This window comes from Ensifer sp. NPDC090286 (assembly GCF_044769565.1).
Lineage (GTDB): Bacteria > Pseudomonadota > Alphaproteobacteria > Rhizobiales > Rhizobiaceae > Ensifer.
The window spans coordinates 452,003-471,496 of the sequence record NZ_JBIVYF010000004.1; the positions used below are offsets into that span (position 1 = coordinate 452,003).

Genomic DNA, 19,494 nt, shown 5'->3' on the forward strand with positions numbered 1-19,494 from the left:
GGCTCAGATCCCGAAGATTGGCTGCAGCATCCGTCCGATCATCCCCTTGAAGCGCATCTTTCCTTCCATGGCGGCAAGACAAACGCATTCATCGTCTTGGTCGACGATCGGTTGGTGCTCCACGTCCTCGTCCATTTCGGCAAGATCGCCGGGTCGAAAGGTTCCGAACCGGTCTGTGTAGGAGCCCGAGACGATGAAGGTGAACTCGGTACCGACATGCCCGTGATCGGGCAGGGCCCGGCCGGGCCCAACCTTCAGGAGAATGAGATTGGCGTCGGGATCGTGCGGCACTTCGACCCGGCTCATCTTCATGCCCGGGCCGATCCAGCGCCAGCGTCCGATATCGCAACCGCGCAGTGCCTCCGGAAGCAGAACGCCGTCGATCTCAAGCGGGGCGAGGGGACGCGTTGCGGGCGCGTCGACCGCTTCCTCCGCTTCGATGAGCGCAAGGACGTCGCTCAGTGCGGTCGCCGAAAGAGAGGTCGGAGACGCATCTTCGAGGAGTGCGCCACCCAATGCCTGATATTCACCGACGCGCGCACGACAGGCGGTGCATTGCGCCAGATGGGCTTCAACAACGATTGCCGGTCCCGCAGCGAGTGTGCCGGCTGCAAAGCGCATCAGGGTCTCGTCCGTTGCGTGGTGATTGGCGGTCATGTCTGGTCTTCCAAAAGCGTGCGGAGGCGGTTGATCGCCAGGCGAGTTCGCGATTTCACGGTGCCGAGCGGAATGCCCAGTTCTGCGGCTATGTCGCTCTGTGATTTCTCGCTGAAATAGGAAAGGCGGATTATCGTCTGCTGATCGGCCGAGAGTTCTGCGAGCGCGCGACGGACCCGCTCATCGCGCTCGGCGCCAAGGACGTGTTCTTCGACGGAAGCAGGCATCTCCTCCGGATCGGGTGGCAGCTTTGATGGATCGCGCTGGCGGCGCAGATGATCGATGCGAATGTTGCGGGCGATCGTAAAGATCCATGTCGCAACGCCGGCGCGCGCGGGGTCGAAGTAGGAGGACTTGCGCCAGACGTTCAGCATCGTCTCCTGCACGAGATCCTCTGCCAGACCCGATGAAACGGTTAGCCTTAGGAAGTATGTCTTCAATCGCGGTCCAAAGTGCTGAAAGACCAGCGCAAAGGCCTGGCGGTCCCGGTCGCGCGAGACGGCCTTGATAAGGTCGATCAGCTCTTCGGGGGTCGGCGCTTGCCGGTTTTCAATGAGGCTCACGATGGCATACCGCTTTGGCGGCGTGCCATTTCCAGCCTTTTCGTCGATGTCGGTCGAGCTACCATACATGCGCCTTTTTACGCGGCGGTTGCTTCTGCGGATCACCGGCTCGGAATTATTGAACGACGGTGATCCGGACGGGCTCCGCACTCGTAGAATTACAGAAACTACGACACAAATCGACAGCGGCAGGAAGGTTCCCAATGCGCCATATTTCGCGGTCCGACCGGCCCCTCAAAGTCGCCGTGGTGGGCACGGGTATCGCTGGTCTTTCCGCTGCTTGGCTGCTGTCTGAGCGTCATGAAGTGACGGTGTTTGAGGCAGACGACCGCATCGGCGGACACTGCCACACGGTGGACGCGGATGGCGCAGCGGTCGATACCGGCTTTATCGTCTATAACGAACTGACCTATCCGAACCTGACGGCACTGTTTCGCCACCTTGAAGTGCCGACGAAGGCCTCGGACATGTCCTTTGCCGTCTCTATGGATGACGGCCTTCTCGAATACTCGGGAACCAGCCTCGCCGGTCTTTTCGCGCAGCGCAGCAATCTTGCAAGTCCGCGCTTCTGGTCGATGCTGCGCGATCTGGTGCGTTTCTACAGGGAGGCGCCGGAGGGCGTGCGGGACCTCGATCCCTCGGCGAGCCTCGACGACTATCTCAATGGGGCGGGGTTTGGAACAGCCTTCCGCGAGGATCATCTCTATCCGATGGCAGCCGCGATCTGGTCGACGCCAGCGCTCGAGATCGGCAACTATCCCGCGGTTTCCTTCGTCCGGTTTTGTGAAAACCACGGTCTCCTGAAGTTCTTTCGCCGCCCTGTCTGGCGGACCGTTGATGGTGGCAGCCGTGCCTATGTCGAACGGCTTACCGCTTCCTTTTCCGATCGCATCCGTTTGAAAGCGCCCGTGACGGAGATCCGACGGCTGAACGGCGCGGTAGAGATAACGGTGCCAGGCGCGGAACCGGAATGGTACGACCACGTCGTGATCGGCGCCCATGCCGACCACGCGCTCGGGCTTCTGGTCGACCGTTCGAAACGAGAGGCCGAGACCTTAGGCGCCTTTTCCTATGGGGTGAACGAAACAATTCTTCATAGCGACGAGAGCCTGATGCCGCAGCGAAATCGCGTCTGGGCGAGCTGGAACTACCTGGCGCGCTCGGGTCGCGAGGGCGGCGAGCGGCGCAAGCCCTGCGTGACCTACTGGATGAACAGGCTTCAAGGCATTGAGAGCCGGCGCCCGCTCTTCGTGACGCTCAGCCCGCTGCATCCGCCGGAAGAGCACAAGGTGTTTTGGCGCGGCTTCTATCAGCATCCGCTCTTTAACGCGGCCACCCTTGCGGCACAGAAGCAGCTTTGGTCACTGCAAGGGCAGTCCAATACCTGGTTTTGCGGCTCGTATTTCGGTTCAGGTTTCCACGAGGATGCCATCCAGGCAGGGCTCGCTGTGGGCGAAGCCCTCGGCGGCGTCCAACGACCTTGGACGGCGTCCGGACTTTCCGACCGAATTTTCCGGAGCGCGCAACCTGCCTTCGACGTGACGTTGGCGGGGCATGCGGCGGAGTTCCAAGGCGGCGCGGCTCTTACAGCCAGCCCGACCTCTTGAACCGCCAGTAGAGGATTGAGCAGAGCGTCGCAATGACACCGAGGACGGCAAAGTAGCCGTAGCGGGTCGCAAGCTCCGGCATGTGCTCGAAGTTCATGCCATAGATGCCGGCAATGGCGGTCGGCACGGCAAGGATTGCCGCCCAGGCTGCAAGCTGACGTGTGATGGTGCCTTGGCGCTGCTGCTCCAGGAGATTGGAAGCTTCGAACACGGATGTCATGATCTCGCGAAGGCCGCCGACCAGGCCTTCCACACGTCTCACATGGTCAAGAACATCTTTGAAGAAGGGCTTGGCATTGTCGTCGATGCAGGGCAGCTCGAAATGGGTGAGCTTCCCCGCCACCTCTCCCATCGGCCCGAGCACCCGCTGAAAGCGGATGACGTGGCGGCGCATGCGGAAGATGCGCCTGATTTGCTCGGGCTGCAGGAAGGACACAAGGACGTGTTTCTCGAGCTCCAGAACCTTGTCCTCGAGCGTCTCGACGACCGGCAAATAGCCGTCAACGACAAAGTCGATAATGCCGTGCAGGACGTAGTCCGGGCCGTGCTCAAGGAACTTCGGTGACTGTTCCAGCTGTTGGCGCAACTCCTTATGGGAGCGGGCAGACCCATGGCGAACAGAAATCAGGTGGTGTCTCCCCACGAAAATGCAGGTTTCGCCGTAGGTGATCTTGTCACCCTCAAGGTGGGCGGTTTTGACGATGACGAACAACTGATCGCCGTAGATGTCCACCTTCGGCACCTGATTGCCGCTGAGGGCGTCTTCGACCGCGAGCGGATGAAGAGCGAACATGGTCTGAAGATCGGCCATTTCCTCCTTTGTCGGCTCAGTCAACCCGATCCAGGCGAAGTCGCCACCTGATGCTTCGAATGGCTTGGCGGCAAGCGGGATTTCTTCGGCGCGCTTGCCCGAACGATACATGTAGGAGGCGACGACTGGCATGTCAGTGTTCCGGAGTTGCTTTGGGCCTGTGCGGCGGATCTGTCGTGATCTGAGCGCGGCGAGATCGGTGAGGGGCTATCTGTATCCAGCCCGGTCATGGTTTGCGCAAGGGGCATAGACGGGATGATTCCAGATTTAAGCCCTCCTGCCGCTCGACCGCTCGGTGTCTGACCATACGCGACGACGGGATCAGCGCCTGACGGCCAGCGGCGGCGTCATCGGGGAGGACGGTCGGTCGGGCAAGCCGCCTCTTCATTTGTTCCCACTTATGGGGCGAGCGGAACCGGCGATCGCGGCCGAAGTCGGCCATGGCCGTGGACGTGACTTATGGATGCCGAGCGCCGCTTGGTCGCGTTTGGCGCTCTGCCCATGTGGTCCCCATCGCCTCGAGGCTATGCAATAAGACACGAACGCTATCTGCAGCCAGGCAAGGAGAACGACGAAGCATGAAGCATGAACTTATTGAAATTCCTGTGATTTCGGAAGCGATCCGAAAACTCGGTGCGCCCACGTCTGCTCTCTCTCGCGTCGATGGACTTCTCTACACCTGCGGAATGCCGCCAATCGATCTCAAGACGGGGGAAATCGTCAGAGGTGATATCGCGACCCAGACGCGCGCCTGCCTGGAGGCACTGTCCTTTACGCTCCAGCACGCCGGGTCGTCGCTTGATAACGTCTTCAAATCACTTGTTTTTATCACAGACAATGCTTTGGCCGTTGAAATGAACGCGGTGTATCGAGAGTACTTCCCCGACCGATTTCCAGCTCGAAGCTGCGTCGCGATCAAGCCCTGGGCGCTGTTCGACATCGAGATCGAGTGCATTGCAACGATCGGGTGAGGCGAGCGATTGCCACAGAAAATTGCGTTGCGTCGCATAGGCAGACGCAATGCTTTCCATTGGGACTGGCTATTTGTCTATGGTCGGTCCTGTCTGCCTAATGTGCCCAGAACAAATGCAACAAAAAGAGGGTGCAATGAAACTGGGCATTTCGAAGATTTCGCGCGGCCTGGCCGCGACGATGATGGCAGGCATCATCGGTCTTTCCACTCACTCCGCCGCGATGGCCGAAACCACGATCCGTCTTGGACACGTGCTTGCCGATACGCACAGCTGGCATAAGGCTTCCACTGACTTCGCCAAGGAAGTGGCCGAAAAGACCGAGGGCCGCGTGAAGATCGAAATCTTCCCCTCGGGCCAGATTGGCACCGAGAAGGAAGTCATCGAGGGCATGCAGATCGGCACGGTCCAGGCCGGTCTGATCGGCAGTGGCTCCTTCCAGTTCGTCGAGCCGAAGTTCGGCATCATTGAGATGCCTTACGCCTGGACCAGCCGCGAGCAGGCGTTTGCAGCGCTCGATGGCAAGCTGGGTACGACGCTTGCCGATCTGCTTCGCCCCAAGGGCATCGAGGTGCTTGCCTGGTGGGAAAACGGCTTCCGCAATATCACCAACAGCAAGCATCCGATCACCAAGCCTGCTGACCTCGCTGGCATCAAGATCCGCGTGACTCCGGACAAGGTGCGGCTCGCCACATTCGAACTGCTCGGCGCGCAGCCGGCACCGCTTGCGTTCGGTGAACTCTATTCGGCCCTGCAGCAGGGCGTTTTCGATGCCCAGGAGAACCCGCTGTCGATCATCGACGCTTCCTCCTTCTTCGAAGTACAGAAGTACGTTTCGATGACCGGCCATATCTGGGGTGCGGCCTGCCTCACGGTATCGAGCATGACCTGGGCCCAGATTTCACCTGAGGATCAGGCGATCGTCAAGGATGCGGCCGTCAAGTGGGGCAACGCCCAGCGCCAGATGGTTGCCGACAACGAGGTCGCGTTGATCGAGAAGCTCAAGTCGAAGGGCATGGAATTCAACGAAGTCGACAAGGCCGCCTTCGTCGAGGCGCTGAAGCCGATCTGGGAGAACGAAAAGGACGTTTTCGGTCCTGAGTTGCTCGCCATCATGGACAGCTACCGCAAGTGACGCATTCCGTCCTGCCCGCTACCAGCGGGCAGGACGACGCGTTTCACCGGCCCGTCCTTCTGACACCAGCGAGATCTTCCATGCAAAGTCAACCGATGCCGCAATCGCGCATTGCCACTGCCATCGACAGGGCAGCAGGCACCATTGGTGGCCTGGCAATCGCCACCTTCACCGCCCTCATCGTCTATGTCGTCATCTGCCGATATGCATTCTCCTTTACCCCGCGCTGGTCGGAAGAAATTCCACGCCTGCTGCTCGTCTGGGTAACATTCATCGGAGCGATCTCGGCGTTCGTGCGCAACACACATCTGTGCGCGGGCCTTACGGATCTCATCGTCGCGCCGGGCCGGCTGCGCGCCATTCTTGCGCTGCTTGCGCGCGTTTCCGCCTTCCTGTTCCTGGCGGTCGTTTTCTGGTCCGGATGGAAGATCACGGGACTCACCTGGTCGCACGAAACGACGGTGCTGAGCTGGCCTGCCGGCCTCGTCTATCTCTCCCTTCCGGTCACCGCCGCTCTCGCCTTCGTCGCCCTTCTCGCCATGGAGCTGCGCAAATGAGCCTGGCGCTTATCGTTCTCTTTCTCGTCTTCGTCCTGCTTTTGCTCATCGACGCGCCGATTGTGATCGCGCTTGCCCTGTCTTCGGTCGCCTATCTCTTGGTGGGCGACGCACTTCCGGTGATGGTGGTCGCGCAGCGCATGGTTGCCGGTATCGACAGCTTTACGCTGCTTGCCATTCCCTTGTTCCTGCTCGCCGGCCTGCTGATGGTGCATGGGGGCCTTGCACCGCGGATCGTCAATCTCTGTGCGGCTGTCGTCGGCCAGCGCACCGGCGGTCTTGCGATCGTGATGATCGCTGCCTGCATGATGTTCGGATCTCTCTCCGGTTCGGGCGTCGCCGATGTGGTCGCGATCGGTTCGATGCTGCTGCCGGCGATGAAGGAACGCGGATACGATCCGGGCTTTTCCGCTGCGGGCCTCGGCTGCGCCGGATCGCTCGGCACGGTCATTCCGCCGTCGATCGTGCTCATCGTCTACGGCACGGCAACCGGCACGTCCATCGGCCAGTTGTTCATCCACTCCATCGGCCCTGGCATCTTGCTCGGACTCGGTTTGATGGTTGTTGCCTGGTGGATCTCGCGCAAGAACGGCTGGAAGGGCGGCGAGCCCTTTAGCTGGGGCCGGCTGTCGGAGGCGCTGCGTGAATCCGTTTTGGCGCTGCTTGCACCCGTGATCATCGTCGGTGGCATCCGCTTCGGTATCTTCACGCCGACGGAAGCTGCAGGCATCGGCGTCGCCTATGCGCTTCTTGTGGGTACATTGGTCTACCGCCGACTTTCGCTCGAAAAGGTCTTCACGCTTCTGCGCGACACGACGGAGATGACGGGTTCGATCCTCATCGTCATAGCCGCGGCTTCGGTCTTCGGCTGGATCCTTACGGTCGAGCAGGTGCCGCAACTCGTGGTCAACGCCATTACCGGCGCGACCGAAAGCGCCACCATCGCTTTGATGCTGATGATGCTCGCGGTTCTGGTGCTCGGAACGTTTATGGAATCGATCGCGATCATCCTCATCCTGGCGCCAGTCTTCCTTCCGGTGCTCAGGGCATTCGAGATCGATCCGGTCTATTTCGGCGTGCTGCTCACGATTAACCTGGCGATCGGCGCGAACACGCCGCCGCTCGGGATCGACCTCATGGCCGCCTGCCGCACCGGGGGCATACCGATGTCCGCCTCCTTCCGCTACCTCCTGCCGTTCATCGGCGTCATGACGCTCATCATGTTCCTGCTTGTCCTGTTCCCGGGCCTTATGACGCTGATGTCGTTCGGCATGTGATGAGACCCTCCGCAATCGCATCTGAAAGGTGAACCATGTCGTTCGCACCCAATACCCGTGTCGATATCGATCGCTTCTGGTCGACCATCGAAAGCTCCGCCGAGATCGGTCAGGGCAGGCCGGGGGGCCTTGCCCGTCTGACATTGACGGATGCCGACCGCCAGATGCGCGACCTCTTCGTTACCTGGTGCCGGGACGCGGGACTGAGTGTCGAGATCGACGAACTTGGAAACATCTTCGGCCGCCGGGAAGGACTTGATCCTTCCTTGCCGCCCGTCCTGATCGGCAGCCATCTCGACACCCAGATCAACGGTGGTCGCTTCGATGGCATCGCGGGCGTCCTTGCTGGGCTTGAGGTCATCCGCACGCTGAACGATGCCGGCCACGTCACGCGCCGTCCGATCGTTGTCGTCGATTGGACGAACGAGGAGGGTGCGCGGTTCTCGCCGCCCATGGTGGCGTCCGGCTGCTTCGTCGGCGCCTATGAGGCTGACTGGGTACGCAATCTGATCGCCGATGACGGTGCGCGCTTCGGCGATGAACTGGAGCGCATCGGCTACAATGGCAACCGGCCGTGTCGTGGCGGTGAGATCGACGCCTACTACGAGCTGCACATCGAACAGGGCCCCATCCTTGATCTTGAGGGGCGCGACGTCGGCGTGGTCACCGGCGGCTACCCGAGCTACGGCATGCGGGTGCGCTTCGAAGGCAAAACCGCGCATACGGGGCCGACGCCAATGGATCTGCGGCGCAACGCGCTGATCGCCGGGGCCCGTTGGCTGACGGCGGTGGACGATATCGGGTGGGACTTTGCCGTCGGCGACGGTAAGGCGACGGGCGCAAGGCTTGCCGCCTGGCCGAACAAGCCGGGCATCCTCTCCGACACCGCGCAAGCCATCTGCGACGTGCGACATCCCGAGCCAGCGACAGCACGCGTGATGGGCGAAAAGATGCGCCGTGCAGTCTTCGAAAGCGCTGCTCGCGCGGGTTGCGAGGCGGTGATCGAGGATGAGTGGTTTTGGGGCGGCGACATTTTCGACCGGTCCATGGTTGACGGCATCCGGTCTCAAGCCGTCCGCATGGACTATAATTGGCGCGATATCCAGTCTCAGGCCGGGCACGATGCCTATTTCCTCGCGCGCCACTGCCCGACCGCGATGATCTTCACGCCCTGCAAGGGAGGCATCACGCACAACAACGAGGAAGACTGCGACCGTGACGATCTGGCGCCGGGCCTCAACGTCCTTCTCCATTCGGTTGTTGCACGGGCCGACCGCTGACCCTTGAGCTTGGGGGCGCCCTGGGCGCCCCTAGTGCATGTCGGGGTAAAGAATGCGCAGTTCCTTGATGAGGTCGAGGAAGTGTCGCTCCGCGCGGGAATAGTCGCATTCGGGATGTGTCACGAGGAAGACATCCGCGCCAAGCGGAAATCCCTTGATCTCGAGCGGCCAGAGAAGGCCCTTGGCGACTTCGTCGTGAACCGCCGTCAATGGCAGGATGCCGATCCCGAGGCCAGCCACGATCATCCGCCGGACTTCCTCCAGGTTTGGACTCTGGCCGCTGATGCGTTCGCCAAGGCCAAGACTTTGGCTCAACACCGCCATAGGCTCGAGACCCATGCCTTCGGTCGCGCAGGTAAACGACACGAAGGACTCCTGCCGCAGTTCACGCTTCTCCACCTCCTTGCGCCCGAAGAAGGGGTGCTCCGCGCCGCAATAGACGCTGAATTCCTCCCGGAAGAGAAGCTGGCAACTGAGGCTGAAGACGGGACGGGAAAGCAGACAGAACCCGATGCCACACTTCTCCGTCTGGATGCGTTTGATGGTATCCTGGCTGTTCTGGACCTCGACCGTCCAGGTGACCGAGGGATAGCGCTGGTGGTAGAGCCTGAGGGCTTCGTTGACGAGCGGCGATTCAAGGTTTGAGATGATCTGGATCCGGACCTCGCCGAATTCCTCGACTGCCCGTTCCTGCGTTCGCTGGGCGATACGCTCGACGGCCTCGAAGATTTCGCTGCACTCTTCGAAGACCTTCTGCCCGGGCGCTGTCAGTTCAAACTTGCGGCTGCCTCGAAGCACCAACTGGCACCCCAGTTGCTCTTCCAGCCTTTGGAGTGCCTGGCTGACCGACGGCTGGCTCATGTTCAGCCGCGCCGCGGCCCGTGTCAGGCTGCGCTCCTTTGCAATCAGGAAGAACGAGCGCAGGAGATTGAGATTGAGATCAGCCAACATTCCACGATGTTTAGTCACCCCAACAGGAAACTGCAATTCACGCACTCGGGAGCGTGGTGGAAACGCGGCCTTATGTCGTGTCGATCGGCCGGCGCGTTCAGCATTAAGAAACGGCGCGCATGTCTCGGAGGTTGCCCCGTCGGTTTGTCGTCTCGGTTATGCCGTTGAAGCTGAGGCACCGCGCAATGCCAGATACTCCCAGATGGCAACGACAAAGAGGATGGTCGTCGCCAGAAACTGCAGGTGATAGTTGGCGGCAACCGCAAAAAACATGCCCGCGGCGGCCAGGCCGGCGAGCCCGACAACGTGTGAAATCGGGAACTGGCGCGCCGCGGCCAACTTTATCCAGATGTTGCCGGCCAAAAACAGCGCCGGACCGCCGAGCACCGCCAAGGCGGTTTTCATCGTGCTTTCTTCTTCGGCGTGAGACAGGCTGAAGTCCTCGCCGACCGCCGTCAGAATGACGCCGGAGACGATTGGCAAGTGGCCATACGTAAACAGATTGAGGGACAGTGCTTCCGGTTTCGACGTCGCTTCCGCCTTGTCGGCGGCTTTCTCCTGCCCGTGGTGGAAGTAGATCCACCACATGAAGCCGGTGCTTAGGAACGCGCTGCAGAAGACGGCAAAGGTCATGTCGTCCGTCATGTGCTCTGCGGCGTTGCGCCCGGTCGTCAGGATCGTTTCGCCCAGGCAAATAATCACAAACAAGGCGCAGCGTTCAGCCATGTGCTTGCCGGAAACGTCCAGCGTCTCGGGTGCCGATCTCCCAAGACCTGGAAGATAGTATCTTAGGGCCGGAGCCAGGTATTCGATGAGGAGCGCGACACTCCACAACGCAATTCGCGCCGTCGTCTCCATTTGCGAGCCCACCAGCCAGAACAGGCTCGCAAGGACCAGCCACAAGGTAATGCGCAGGAAGGTCCGGAAAGATGCGGCGTCGACGCGATGATAGGCGAAGAGCATGAACACGGACCGCCCTATCTGCATGCTGCAGTAGATCATTGCAAAGGCAAAGCCATGGTCTGCAAACGCGCCCGGCAAGGCGATTGCCAGAAGAATGCCGCCGAACATCAAGAGAAAGAGCATCAGCCGCACCGGATCCTGCTCGGTGTCGAGCAGATTTGTGACCCACGTCGTGTGGATCCAGATCCACCAGATCGCCAGGATGAGAAGTGCAGCCTCGGCAAGGGCCGTGGGGCCGAAATCAGTGGCGAGTGTCTTTGCGAGCTGGACAAGGGCGAAGACAAAAACGAGATCGAAGAAGAGTTCGGGAAAGCTTGCTCTCGTCTGGTCGGCGTCGGCCTTCCTGATCCAGTGATGCCCTGATCCCGCCCGCTTGGCCGCTGCCGGCTCTGTTTTCCCGGCCGGAGCGGATGCCGCTCGAGGTCGCGCCGTTACAGACATCTTTGTTCCTCCGCCAAGAGATGGAGAAGAAGTAGCGCGCGCTGGAGTTCCAGCAATGTCCCCAACGATGAAGGATGGCCCCTCCTTTATCCGAGGAGGGGGACTGCTTGATGAACCTTAATCGCCTGGGGGTGCAGCGACAGCGGCCAAGGGCAGGACAAGACGGCTTGCGGACTTCCTCTGCTCACAGACCAGAGGCGGACGCTCTAGCGCCAGGCACCAATCGCCGCGCCTGCGCTATCGAACAGCGACGACCGGTGCTCATCGATCCGGATCCCGACGGCTTCGCCGACCTGGAAAGGCGTGTCGGCCGGTGCACTGACGTTGATCAGGCCGAGCCGGCCGGCGCGAACGAAGACGCTCATATTGCCGCCGAGATATTCGCTCGCCTCGATGACGCCGCGGCAGTGACCGCTCTCCGGTGCAACCAGCGCCAGGTGCTCGGGTCGCGCGCCCAATTGCTCGGGTTCAGACATCCCCGAGATGGGAAGCGTCAGATTGCCTTCGCCGCTCAGGTCGAGGCGGTCGCCCCGGTCGCGCCGGCAGGGCAGGAGGTTCATCTTCGGGCTGCCGATGAACTGTGCCACGAAAAGGTTCGCCGGTTTTTCGTAGAGGTCTCTCGGACGACCCTGCTGCATGATCCGCCCGTCCTTCATCACCACGATCCTGTCGGCGAGCGTCATCGCCTCCACCTGGTCGTGGGTCACATAGATCATGGTGGCGCCGAGGGTGCGATGCAGCTTGGCGATCTCAAGCCGCATATCGACCCGCAGCGCCGCATCGAGGTTCGACAGCGGTTCGTCGAAGAGGAAGCCGACCGGCTCACGCACGATCGCCCGGCCGATGGCGACGCGTTGGCGCTGGCCACCGGAGAGCTCTCTGGGGTAGCGGTCGAGCAGCGGCGTAAGCTTGAGCGTTTCTGCCGCGGCCTCGATCTTGGCCTTGGCGGTTGCCGCCGGCACCTTGGCAAGCCGCAGTCCGAAGCCCATGTTCTGCCGCACCGTCATGTGCGGATAGAGCGCGTAGGACTGGAAAACCATGGCGAGCTGTCGATCGACCGGTGAAGCCGACGTCACATCCCGTCCATCGATGAGGATTTGCCCAGCGGTCGTCGCCTCGAGGCCTGCGATCATGCGCAGCAGCGTGGACTTACCGCAGCCGGAGGGCCCGACGATGACGACGAATTCCCCGTCGGCGATCTCGAGGTCGAGCTCCCGGATGATCTCCACCGCGCCGTAGCGCTTGCCGGCTTTCTTGAGCGAAATCGTACCCATGCGTGTCTCCTGGACTATCAACCCTTGACCGCGCCGGCGGTCATCGATCCGCTGATCTGGCGGTACATGACAAGGCCGAGCAGCATTGGTGGAAGAGCGCCGACGATCATTACCGCCGAGGCGACACCCCATTGCACGCCACCGCCGCTTGCGGCGAAAAAGAAGGATGCGCCGACCGTGACCGGAACAGCCTTGGAGGTCGTCAGCATCAGGCCGAAGAGGAACTCGTTCCAGGCGGTGATGAAGCCGAAGATCAGGCTGGTGACGATCGCCGGCCGGCAGAGCGGCGTCACGACCTTGATGAGGATCTGCGTGCGGTTCGCACCGTCCATGAGGGCAGCCTCGTCGAGTTCTGAAGGCAGGTCCCGGATGGCATTGACGAGAATGACGAGTGCGAGCGGCAGATTGACGATCGTCAGGATCAGCCCGAGCCCCAGGCGCGTATCGAGCAGCGCCAGCCACTGGAACATCATGTAGAGCGGGATCGCGAAGATGATCAGCGGTACGGCGCGCAGATTGACGATGAAGGGCAGAAGCGTGCGTTCGCCGATCCTGCCGCGGGCGATCGCGTAAGCTGCCGGAAGCGCCAGTGCCACGGCAAGCACCGTGCCCATCAGCGCGACCGCGAGGCTGTTGAACAAATAGAGGAAGATGTTCAGCCGGTCGGAGACCTCAAAGACGGCGCGGTAGTTCTCGAATGTCGGTGCCTGGACCCAAAGACCGGGATTGCCGGAAAGCTCGCGCGCGCTTTTGAGCGAGGTGGAAAGTGTCACCAGTACCGGAAAGTTCAAGGCGATGGCGGCAATGGCGAAAACCAGCCAACGGAGCGCTGTGATCATTGCTTGGCTCCTTTGCGCCGGCTGGCGAGAGCATTGAGGCCGTAGAGCACGGCGAACGAGGCGATAAACAGGACGACCGAGGCGGCAACCGCCTTGCCGATGGCGCCCTGCTTGAAGAAGGCCTCGTAGATGTAGATCGATAGCGATGCCGTCGATCCGCCGGGACCGCTGCCGGTCAGCACATAGACATTGTCGAAGACCCGGAAGCCGTCGATGAAGCGGATAAGCAGGGCGGCCGCGATCGTCGGTCCCATCATCGGCAGTTCGATGAACCACAGGCGCTGCAGGCTTCTGGCACCATCCATGGCGGATGCTTCGGCAATCTCCGAGGGGATTGCCTGATAAGCCATGTAGAAAAGCAGCAACGTGAACGGTGTCCACTGCAGCGTCTCAACGACGACCAGGGTCCAGAAAGCCGAGCCAGGCCCAAGGAACGAGATGCTGGCGCCGAAATAGGTCCAGAGATAGTAGGGCACCGGGCCGACGAACTCGTGCAGGACAAGGCGGTACATTAGGCCGACCAGCGCGGGAGCGACCATCAGCGGCAGCATCAGGATCGCCATCAGCCAGCTCCGTTTTTCGATCAGCGGCGACAGGAATATCGCCAGAAATAGACCGAAAAGACATTCGAGAATGGCCGTCAGCAAGCCGAAGCGCAGCGAGAACCAGCTCGCCTGCCAGAAGGCCGCGTCGTTCCAGACCGAGCGGAAATTCTTGAACCCCGTAAATGCCGGCTCACGCAGCGTTTCGAAAGAAACCTCGGAGACCGAATAGATCAGATTGACGAGGGCCGGGAAGCCCAGAAACACGAGCAGGAAGAGGACGAGCGGCGTGGCGAGTAGCCGGAACTCAGGGGCATTGGATTGCGGTCTGGCTATCGTCATGGCACCGATCTGTGTCTGTTGTCGGACGGGCAAGGGGACGCAAGGTGTTTCCTTGGTCCTCTTTTTCGCGCCTGTTACGGGAGCTTTTGCCAGCCCACATCCTTGAGAGCCGGGGAGCTTCCCCAGTACCCGCTTGTCGTGGAAGGCTGCGGCGTCCTGTCGGACACCGCAGCCTGTCACTTACTTCAGCAGGTCTGCCATGCCCTTTTCGGTATTGGCGAGCGCGTCGTCGATCGACTGCTGGCCGGACCAGTAGCCGGTGAACTCCTTGGCCTGCAGCTCGTAGACCGAAAGCGCCTTGGCCGACGTAGCGCCGTTCATGACGTAACCGTACTTGCCGGCGAATTCGCCCAGCTTGACGAGATCAGGTCGGGATTCAGCAACTTCGGCAACCACCTCAGGTGTCAGGGCCGGCGCGCCGTTGTTCTTGGCGTAGGTCAGTGCGGCTTCCTTGGAAGACAGCCACTTCAGGAACTTGGCCGCCCCCTCCTTGTTTTCGGCATTCTTGTTGAGGCCGAAACCGAGGCCGTGGATGTGGGTGAAGCGCCCTTCGGGACCTGCAGGGGGCGCAACCGTTTCGGTCACGTCGGCAACGGCAGGCGATTTTTCCTTGCTCGTCAGGTCGCTGGCGGCCGCATTCCATTGCAGCATTGCGGCCACTTGGCCGGAGGCAAAGGCGGCATTCGCTTCGGCAAACTCGTAGGACAGCGAGTCTTTCGGGGTCGCGCCATTGTCGTAGAGCAGCTTGTAGATCTCGAGGCCCTTGCGATAGGCATCCGAGTTGACGGTGATCTTGCCGCTGTTGTCCATCCAGTTGGCACCATAGGCGCGCGGTACCGACTGCCAGACCATGATGTTGAACAGCAGGTTCTTGAGCTGCAGCACCGTGCCGTAGCGGGTCGGGCTGTCCGGGTTGACGGCCTGGGTGAAATAGAGCGCGGTGGCGGCGTAATCGTCCCAGGTCCATTCGTCCGGGGTCTTCGGCTCCAGCTTCTTGCCAAGATACTTCTCGGAGATCTCGGCATATTTCGCCTTGCCGGCGTCATCCTTCAGCAAGGCCTCGATCAGATCCTTGCGGAAATACATGAAATGGAGCGAGAGATCGGTCGGCACGCCATATTGCTTGCCCTGGTACTGCATGGTCGACAGAACGGAATCGCCGTAGACCGCCTTGGCTTCGCTCGAGAGCTCGACCGGCTCCATGAACGGCGCATAGCGGCCAATCGAATAGGTGGCAAGCAGATTGAGATCGAAGGCCTTCGAGCCGGCGGCGAGGTCGGCCTGCAGCTTGTCCCAGAAGCCGTCGCGGTTGAAGAACAGAAGTTCGACCTTGTCGTTCTCGGCGACATCGGACTTGGCGTTGTATGCATCGGCAGCGGCACGCAGCGCTGTCTCTTCCGGGCCGCCCGGCCAGCCGAGAACGGTCACTTCCGCTAGGGCTGGCGTTGCCGCCAGCAGCCCGGCAATGCCCGCGGCCGCAAGCAGTGCATGTCTTTTCGTGGTCGCAAATGTCATCTTTGGTTCTCCCTCAAGTTTTGTTGACGCTCTGCAAGATCAGCGATGCCGATCACCCCTGCATTCTCCCCAAGGGCGGCGGCGTGTAGCGACGGTCGAAGGCGTGGCGGCACTGCTTCCAGTCCGCGGTCGACGGCGGCGAGATAGCCTTCGGCCAGACCGATGCTGCCGCCGATGACGATGCGCCTCGGGTCCAGCGAAAGCTGGATGTTGCGGCAGAGCAAAGCGGTTCGCTCTGCGGATGTTGCTATGATGCGCCTCGCGAAGTCGTGTCCGTCGCGAGCGGCGGAAAAGACGTCCCGTGCGGTTGCGCCCGATTGGTGGGGGGCTGCCTGCCTGGCGATCCAGTGGCCGGAAATGTGGTCTTCAAGCGCGTCATCTGGCCATTCGGCGCTGCGCGACTGGCCGAAGTGTCCGGCAAGCCCTTCGAGCAGGCGCCCGTTCAGGACGACGCCCCCGCCGATGCCGGTCGAGATCGTCAGGAAAACCATGTCTTCGCGGTTGCCTGCGCCGAAGGCGTATTCGCCCCAGGCGGCCGCGTGGGCGTCGTTTGCAGCCAGCACCGGCACACCTGCGAGCCGCTCGATCGTTTCCGTCAGAGCAAAGCCGTCGGGGATATCGAGGGTCTTGCGGTTGAGCGCCGACCATTGGCCATTATCGACAATACCGCTAACCGCGGCGCCAACCGAGCCATAGGCACCGCGCCAGGGCGCGATCGCCCCGAAGAGGGCGGTCAGCCATTGCGCCGGGTCGCCTTCGCGGGGCGTCGGCATCCGGTGCGTGTCGACGATCTCTGTTCCCTGGACAAGGGCAGCGAGCATCTTCGTGCCGCCGACATCGATCGAAAGAACGGTCCGGGGCTTGCTCATGGTCAAGCCTCGCTTCCGACAAGCGTTTCGTCGAGCGCCTGCCGGAACCACGCCGTCACGTGCTCGGGACGCGTGATCGCGGAGCCGACGACGACGGTGAAGGCGCCTGCCTGAAGCGCCTGAGCGGCCTGTTCGGGCGTGCGCACACAGCCTTCGGCAACCACGTGAGGGGTCAGCCTGCGCATGGCGGCGATGAGGGCGAAGTCCGGTTCCGTCGGCTCGACCGGTCCCGTGTACCCGGCAAGTGTGGAGCCGACGATCTGCGCGCCTTCGACAAGCGCGCGCTCGGCGTCGGCAACGACCGAGCAATCGGCCATGGCGATCTTGCCGGCGGTGTGGATGCGCTCGACGAGCGTCTTGGTCGCAACCGGCCGCTCACGGGACGTGGCATCATAGGCGATGATATCGGCGCCGGCTGCGGCCAGAGCGTCGACGTCTTCGATGAAGGGGGTGATACGGACCGGTGACGTGTCCAGGTCGCGCTTGACGAGGCCGATAATCGGGCGATCGGTCGCCTGCCGCACGGCGCGAACATAGTCCGCGGACTCGATGCGAAGGGCGGTTGCGCCGCCGTCGAGCGCGGCCAACGCGAAACCGACAACCATGGCGGCATTGTCCATGACGCCGCCCTTCACCGGTTGGCAGGAAACGATCAGGCCGTGCCTGAGGCTATGGATGTCGAAGGTCACGCAGGCTCTCCCAATGGAGGCCTAACGGTAGCAGTGTAAGACCAGATTGCAACAGGAATTATACTGGTATTATCTCATCAGTTCGATGACGAAGTCGTAGACGTCGCCCCGGTACTTGGTCTGGGTGAACTCGACAATCTGCCCGTCGGCCAGGAAACAGCGCCGCTCCATGACGAGCAGGCTCGTACCTTCGGGCGTTTCGAGCAGGCGCCGCTCCTCCTCGCTGGCGGGCTTGGCCTGCATGCGCTGCAGTGCCCGGACGGGTAGCGCGCCGTGGGTGGCGAGGTACTCGTACAGGGATGCGCCGATTGCACCGGGATCTGGCACGAAGCGGGCAGGGAGCGATGCCGTTTCGATCGCGATCGGGGTGTCGTTGGCGGTTCTCAGGCGTCGGAGGCGCACGATTTTTTCGCCCGCCGGAATCCCGAGCGCCATCATTTCGGCCGGTGACGGGCGACTGATTTCGCGGGAGATCCAGGTGCAGCCGGGTTCGAGCCCGCGCGAGCGCATGTCTTCGGAAAAGCTCGTCATCGTCGCCAGCGACTTCTCGACGCGTGAGGAAACCACGGTCTTTGCGCCTTGACGGCGGTCGAGCAGGCCATCGGCAACCAGGCCCTCGATCGCCTTGCGCACCGTTACGCGCGAGATCGAAAGGCCCTCGCTTAAGTCCCGCTCGCTGGGGATGACGGCGCCACGGCGGAGTGTCGATGCGTTTATGGCCTGCTTGATCGCCTCTTCAAGACGGCGATAGAGCGGCTCGCTGCTGTCGCCTGACATTTGCTTGGCAAGAAACGCGAGCGCTGTCTGATCGTTCATGGGAGATCACCTTTCCGGATGACCCCTTATGCAAAATTTTTCCTAGGTTTTAAACTGGTATTGTTCTGATTGGTCTCAATGACCCATATCGGAACCAAAGGTGCCGACGATCGGTCGTGGCGAACTGTGTCCGACACGAGTGAGGCTTCGGGTTGTTTTCGCTGTGCTCGGGGATGGTAACGGGCGGACCCCGGCAAGATCGGTTCGAGGCGCCGGTGGCCGTACCTCATAATCGTCGCGTCGCGGAGTAAAGCGGTATGCGGGCATCCGCGCGCATGTCGGGCCACAGCGCTCTTGGCTTGAGCCTTGCTCAGAGGGTATCACGCGAAACCAGCGAAGAGGGGCGCAGGATCAGCCCTGGTGGCGGGAGATCCGCTGGTTCGATGTTCACCTGCTCCAATCGCGCCAGGAGCAAGTCGACTGCGGCGGGGGCCACCTCGCCAAGGTGCAGATCAACTGCTGTCAGTGGAGGGTTGGCGAGCTTGGCCCGCATGCCGTCGTAGCGGGTCGCGATCCGTAGATCGCGTGGGATCTGGCGCCCGGTGGCGTGGGCCGCGTTGACAACGCCTGTCGCAAAGGCGTCGACCGGCACGCAAAGGGTGGAGATCGAGGGATTGGCGCGCAGCAAGCTTTCAGCCGCGATTGCCGCCGCCTGCTCGCCACCCTGTTCGTCGATGCGAATGGCGAGCGGCGCAAAGCCGCTTCCGGCCATGCGCTGCGCATAGGCAGCCTCCATCTCGATGTAGGAATTGCGCCTTTGCTGGCCCGTTATCAGCCCGACCTGGCCGTCGCCCGCAATGAGGTGATCGAGCAGCAGATGCGCCGTGGCCGTGCTCTGCAAATCCACGAACGGAAGATCGCTACGGCCGGGCGCGCGCCCGATGCACACGACTTCGGTCCCGCGGGAGGAGAAGAAATCCAGCACCGGGTCGTCCTGTTCCGGCTCGACGACGATGGCCCCGTCCACCTCAAGCGCGTCGAGGCGGTCGCGGGGCCCGAGCGGCGGGACGAGGCAAAGGGAAATGCCCCTGGCAAAAGCCGTTACTGCGGCGGCGGCGGCAATTTCCATGAGGAAACCCAGCCTCGACGGTCCGGCGGCCACCGCAAAGGGCATCGATGAAACCAGCGCAATCGATCCGGCTCTGCCGGTGCGCAAACGCTGCGCACGGTGATTGGGACGATAGCCCATCTCCTGCGCCAGCGTCTCGATGCGTTTGCGCGTTTCCGGCTCGACGTAACGCCGGCCGCTGAATGCGTGCGAAACAGTTGTGACCGACACTCCGGCCACCTTGGCAAGGTCGGCGATAGTAGGTTTGCCCATCAGTCCTCCGATCAACCTCTCCTATCACGCCGATCGTACCGAAGCAAAACGATTTGCAAAGCCGCGATTGTGTG

General features: G+C 61.7%; 19 protein-coding genes. 6 read left to right on the plus strand and 13 right to left on the minus strand.

The window, feature by feature from the left end; genetic code table 11:
- Positions 1 to 3 precede the first annotated feature (3 nt).
- On the minus strand, positions 4 to 657 hold the full coding sequence (locus ACIQUG_RS22755; RefSeq protein ID WP_402324263.1) for a ChrR family anti-sigma-E factor: 654 nt from the start codon (positions 655 to 657) through the stop codon (positions 4 to 6).
- Positions 654 to 1,424: a sigma-70 family RNA polymerase sigma factor gene (locus ACIQUG_RS22760; RefSeq protein ID WP_402324265.1), complete on the minus strand. Its 771-nt coding sequence runs from the start codon at positions 1,422 to 1,424 to the stop codon at positions 654 to 656. Before ACIQUG_RS22760 ends, ACIQUG_RS22755 begins: the two co-directional genes overlap by 4 nt.
- Between ACIQUG_RS22760 and ACIQUG_RS22765 the strand changes: the two genes are divergently transcribed.
- Positions 1,424 to 2,827, plus strand: coding sequence for an NAD(P)/FAD-dependent oxidoreductase (locus tag ACIQUG_RS22765; protein WP_402324640.1), 1,404 nt, complete (start codon positions 1,424 to 1,426; stop codon positions 2,825 to 2,827). The genes ACIQUG_RS22760 and ACIQUG_RS22765 overlap by 1 nt on opposite strands.
- Here the strand turns inward: ACIQUG_RS22765 and ACIQUG_RS22770 are convergent.
- Positions 2,805 to 3,770: a magnesium and cobalt transport protein CorA gene (locus ACIQUG_RS22770; protein WP_402324266.1), complete on the minus strand. Its 966-nt coding sequence runs from the start codon at positions 3,768 to 3,770 to the stop codon at positions 2,805 to 2,807. The genes ACIQUG_RS22765 and ACIQUG_RS22770 overlap by 23 nt on opposite strands.
- A 446-nt stretch (positions 3,771 to 4,216) precedes the next feature.
- Between ACIQUG_RS22770 and ACIQUG_RS22775 the strand changes: the two genes are divergently transcribed.
- The 5 genes from ACIQUG_RS22775 (at position 4,217) to ACIQUG_RS22795 (ending at position 8,858) form a co-directional block, all read left to right on the plus strand.
- Complete coding sequence (locus ACIQUG_RS22775; protein WP_402324267.1) at positions 4,217 to 4,609, plus strand: RidA family protein; 393 nt, start codon at positions 4,217 to 4,219, stop codon at positions 4,607 to 4,609.
- A 136-nt stretch (positions 4,610 to 4,745) separates the two neighbouring features.
- Entirely contained in the window at positions 4,746 to 5,744 is a 999-nt protein-coding gene (locus ACIQUG_RS22780; RefSeq protein WP_192449008.1) for a DctP family TRAP transporter solute-binding subunit, read from the plus strand.
- 80 nt (positions 5,745 to 5,824) lie between these two features.
- A complete protein-coding gene (locus ACIQUG_RS22785) occupies positions 5,825 to 6,301 on the plus strand; it encodes a TRAP transporter small permease (RefSeq protein WP_402324269.1) in 477 nt (158 codons plus the stop codon).
- Positions 6,298 to 7,578, plus strand: coding sequence for a TRAP transporter large permease (locus tag ACIQUG_RS22790; RefSeq protein WP_402324271.1), 1,281 nt, complete (start codon positions 6,298 to 6,300; stop codon positions 7,576 to 7,578). Before ACIQUG_RS22785 ends, ACIQUG_RS22790 begins: the two co-directional genes overlap by 4 nt.
- A gap of 35 nt (positions 7,579 to 7,613) precedes the next feature.
- Positions 7,614 to 8,858, plus strand: a complete 1,245-nt coding sequence (locus ACIQUG_RS22795) for a Zn-dependent hydrolase (protein WP_402324272.1) — start codon at positions 7,614 to 7,616, stop codon at positions 8,856 to 8,858.
- Between the two features lie 30 nt (positions 8,859 to 8,888).
- On the opposite strand, the gene ACIQUG_RS22800 is transcribed toward ACIQUG_RS22795, so the two are convergent.
- The 10 genes from ACIQUG_RS22800 to ACIQUG_RS22845 form a co-directional block, all read right to left on the minus strand.
- Entirely contained in the window at positions 8,889 to 9,809 is a 921-nt protein-coding gene (locus ACIQUG_RS22800) for a LysR family transcriptional regulator (RefSeq protein ID WP_205239864.1), read from the minus strand.
- Positions 9,810 to 9,965: 156 nt separating this feature from the next.
- Complete coding sequence (locus ACIQUG_RS22805) at positions 9,966 to 11,213, minus strand: low temperature requirement protein A (RefSeq protein WP_402324274.1); 1,248 nt, start codon at positions 11,211 to 11,213, stop codon at positions 9,966 to 9,968.
- Positions 11,214 to 11,419: 206 nt separating this feature from the next.
- Entirely contained in the window at positions 11,420 to 12,487 is a 1,068-nt protein-coding gene (locus ACIQUG_RS22810; RefSeq protein WP_402324275.1) for an ABC transporter ATP-binding protein, read from the minus strand.
- 17 nt (positions 12,488 to 12,504) lie between these two features.
- Positions 12,505 to 13,326 carry a carbohydrate ABC transporter permease gene (locus ACIQUG_RS22815; RefSeq protein ID WP_402324276.1) on the minus strand — a complete coding sequence of 274 codons (822 nt, stop codon included), beginning with the start codon at positions 13,324 to 13,326 and terminating at the stop codon, positions 12,505 to 12,507.
- Positions 13,323 to 14,210, minus strand: a complete 888-nt coding sequence (locus ACIQUG_RS22820; protein WP_402324277.1) for a carbohydrate ABC transporter permease — start codon at positions 14,208 to 14,210, stop codon at positions 13,323 to 13,325. Before ACIQUG_RS22820 ends, ACIQUG_RS22815 begins: the two co-directional genes overlap by 4 nt.
- A gap of 180 nt (positions 14,211 to 14,390) precedes the next feature.
- Positions 14,391 to 15,725 carry an extracellular solute-binding protein gene (locus ACIQUG_RS22825; protein ID WP_402324278.1) on the minus strand — a complete coding sequence of 445 codons (1,335 nt, stop codon included), beginning with the start codon at positions 15,723 to 15,725 and terminating at the stop codon, positions 14,391 to 14,393.
- A complete protein-coding gene (locus ACIQUG_RS22830; RefSeq protein ID WP_402324279.1) occupies positions 15,722 to 16,594 on the minus strand; it encodes an ROK family protein in 873 nt (290 codons plus the stop codon). The genes ACIQUG_RS22825 and ACIQUG_RS22830 overlap by 4 nt, the downstream gene beginning before the upstream one ends.
- A gap of 2 nt (positions 16,595 to 16,596) precedes the next feature.
- Positions 16,597 to 17,283 carry an N-acetylmannosamine-6-phosphate 2-epimerase gene (locus tag ACIQUG_RS22835; RefSeq protein WP_402324280.1) on the minus strand — a complete coding sequence of 229 codons (687 nt, stop codon included), beginning with the start codon at positions 17,281 to 17,283 and terminating at the stop codon, positions 16,597 to 16,599.
- A 69-nt stretch (positions 17,284 to 17,352) separates the two neighbouring features.
- Positions 17,353 to 18,099, minus strand: coding sequence for a GntR family transcriptional regulator (locus ACIQUG_RS22840; protein ID WP_402324282.1), 747 nt, complete (start codon positions 18,097 to 18,099; stop codon positions 17,353 to 17,355).
- A 310-nt stretch (positions 18,100 to 18,409) separates the two neighbouring features.
- Positions 18,410 to 19,435, minus strand: a complete 1,026-nt coding sequence (locus tag ACIQUG_RS22845; protein WP_402324284.1) for a substrate-binding domain-containing protein — start codon at positions 19,433 to 19,435, stop codon at positions 18,410 to 18,412.
- Positions 19,436 to 19,494: the final 59 nt, after the last annotated feature.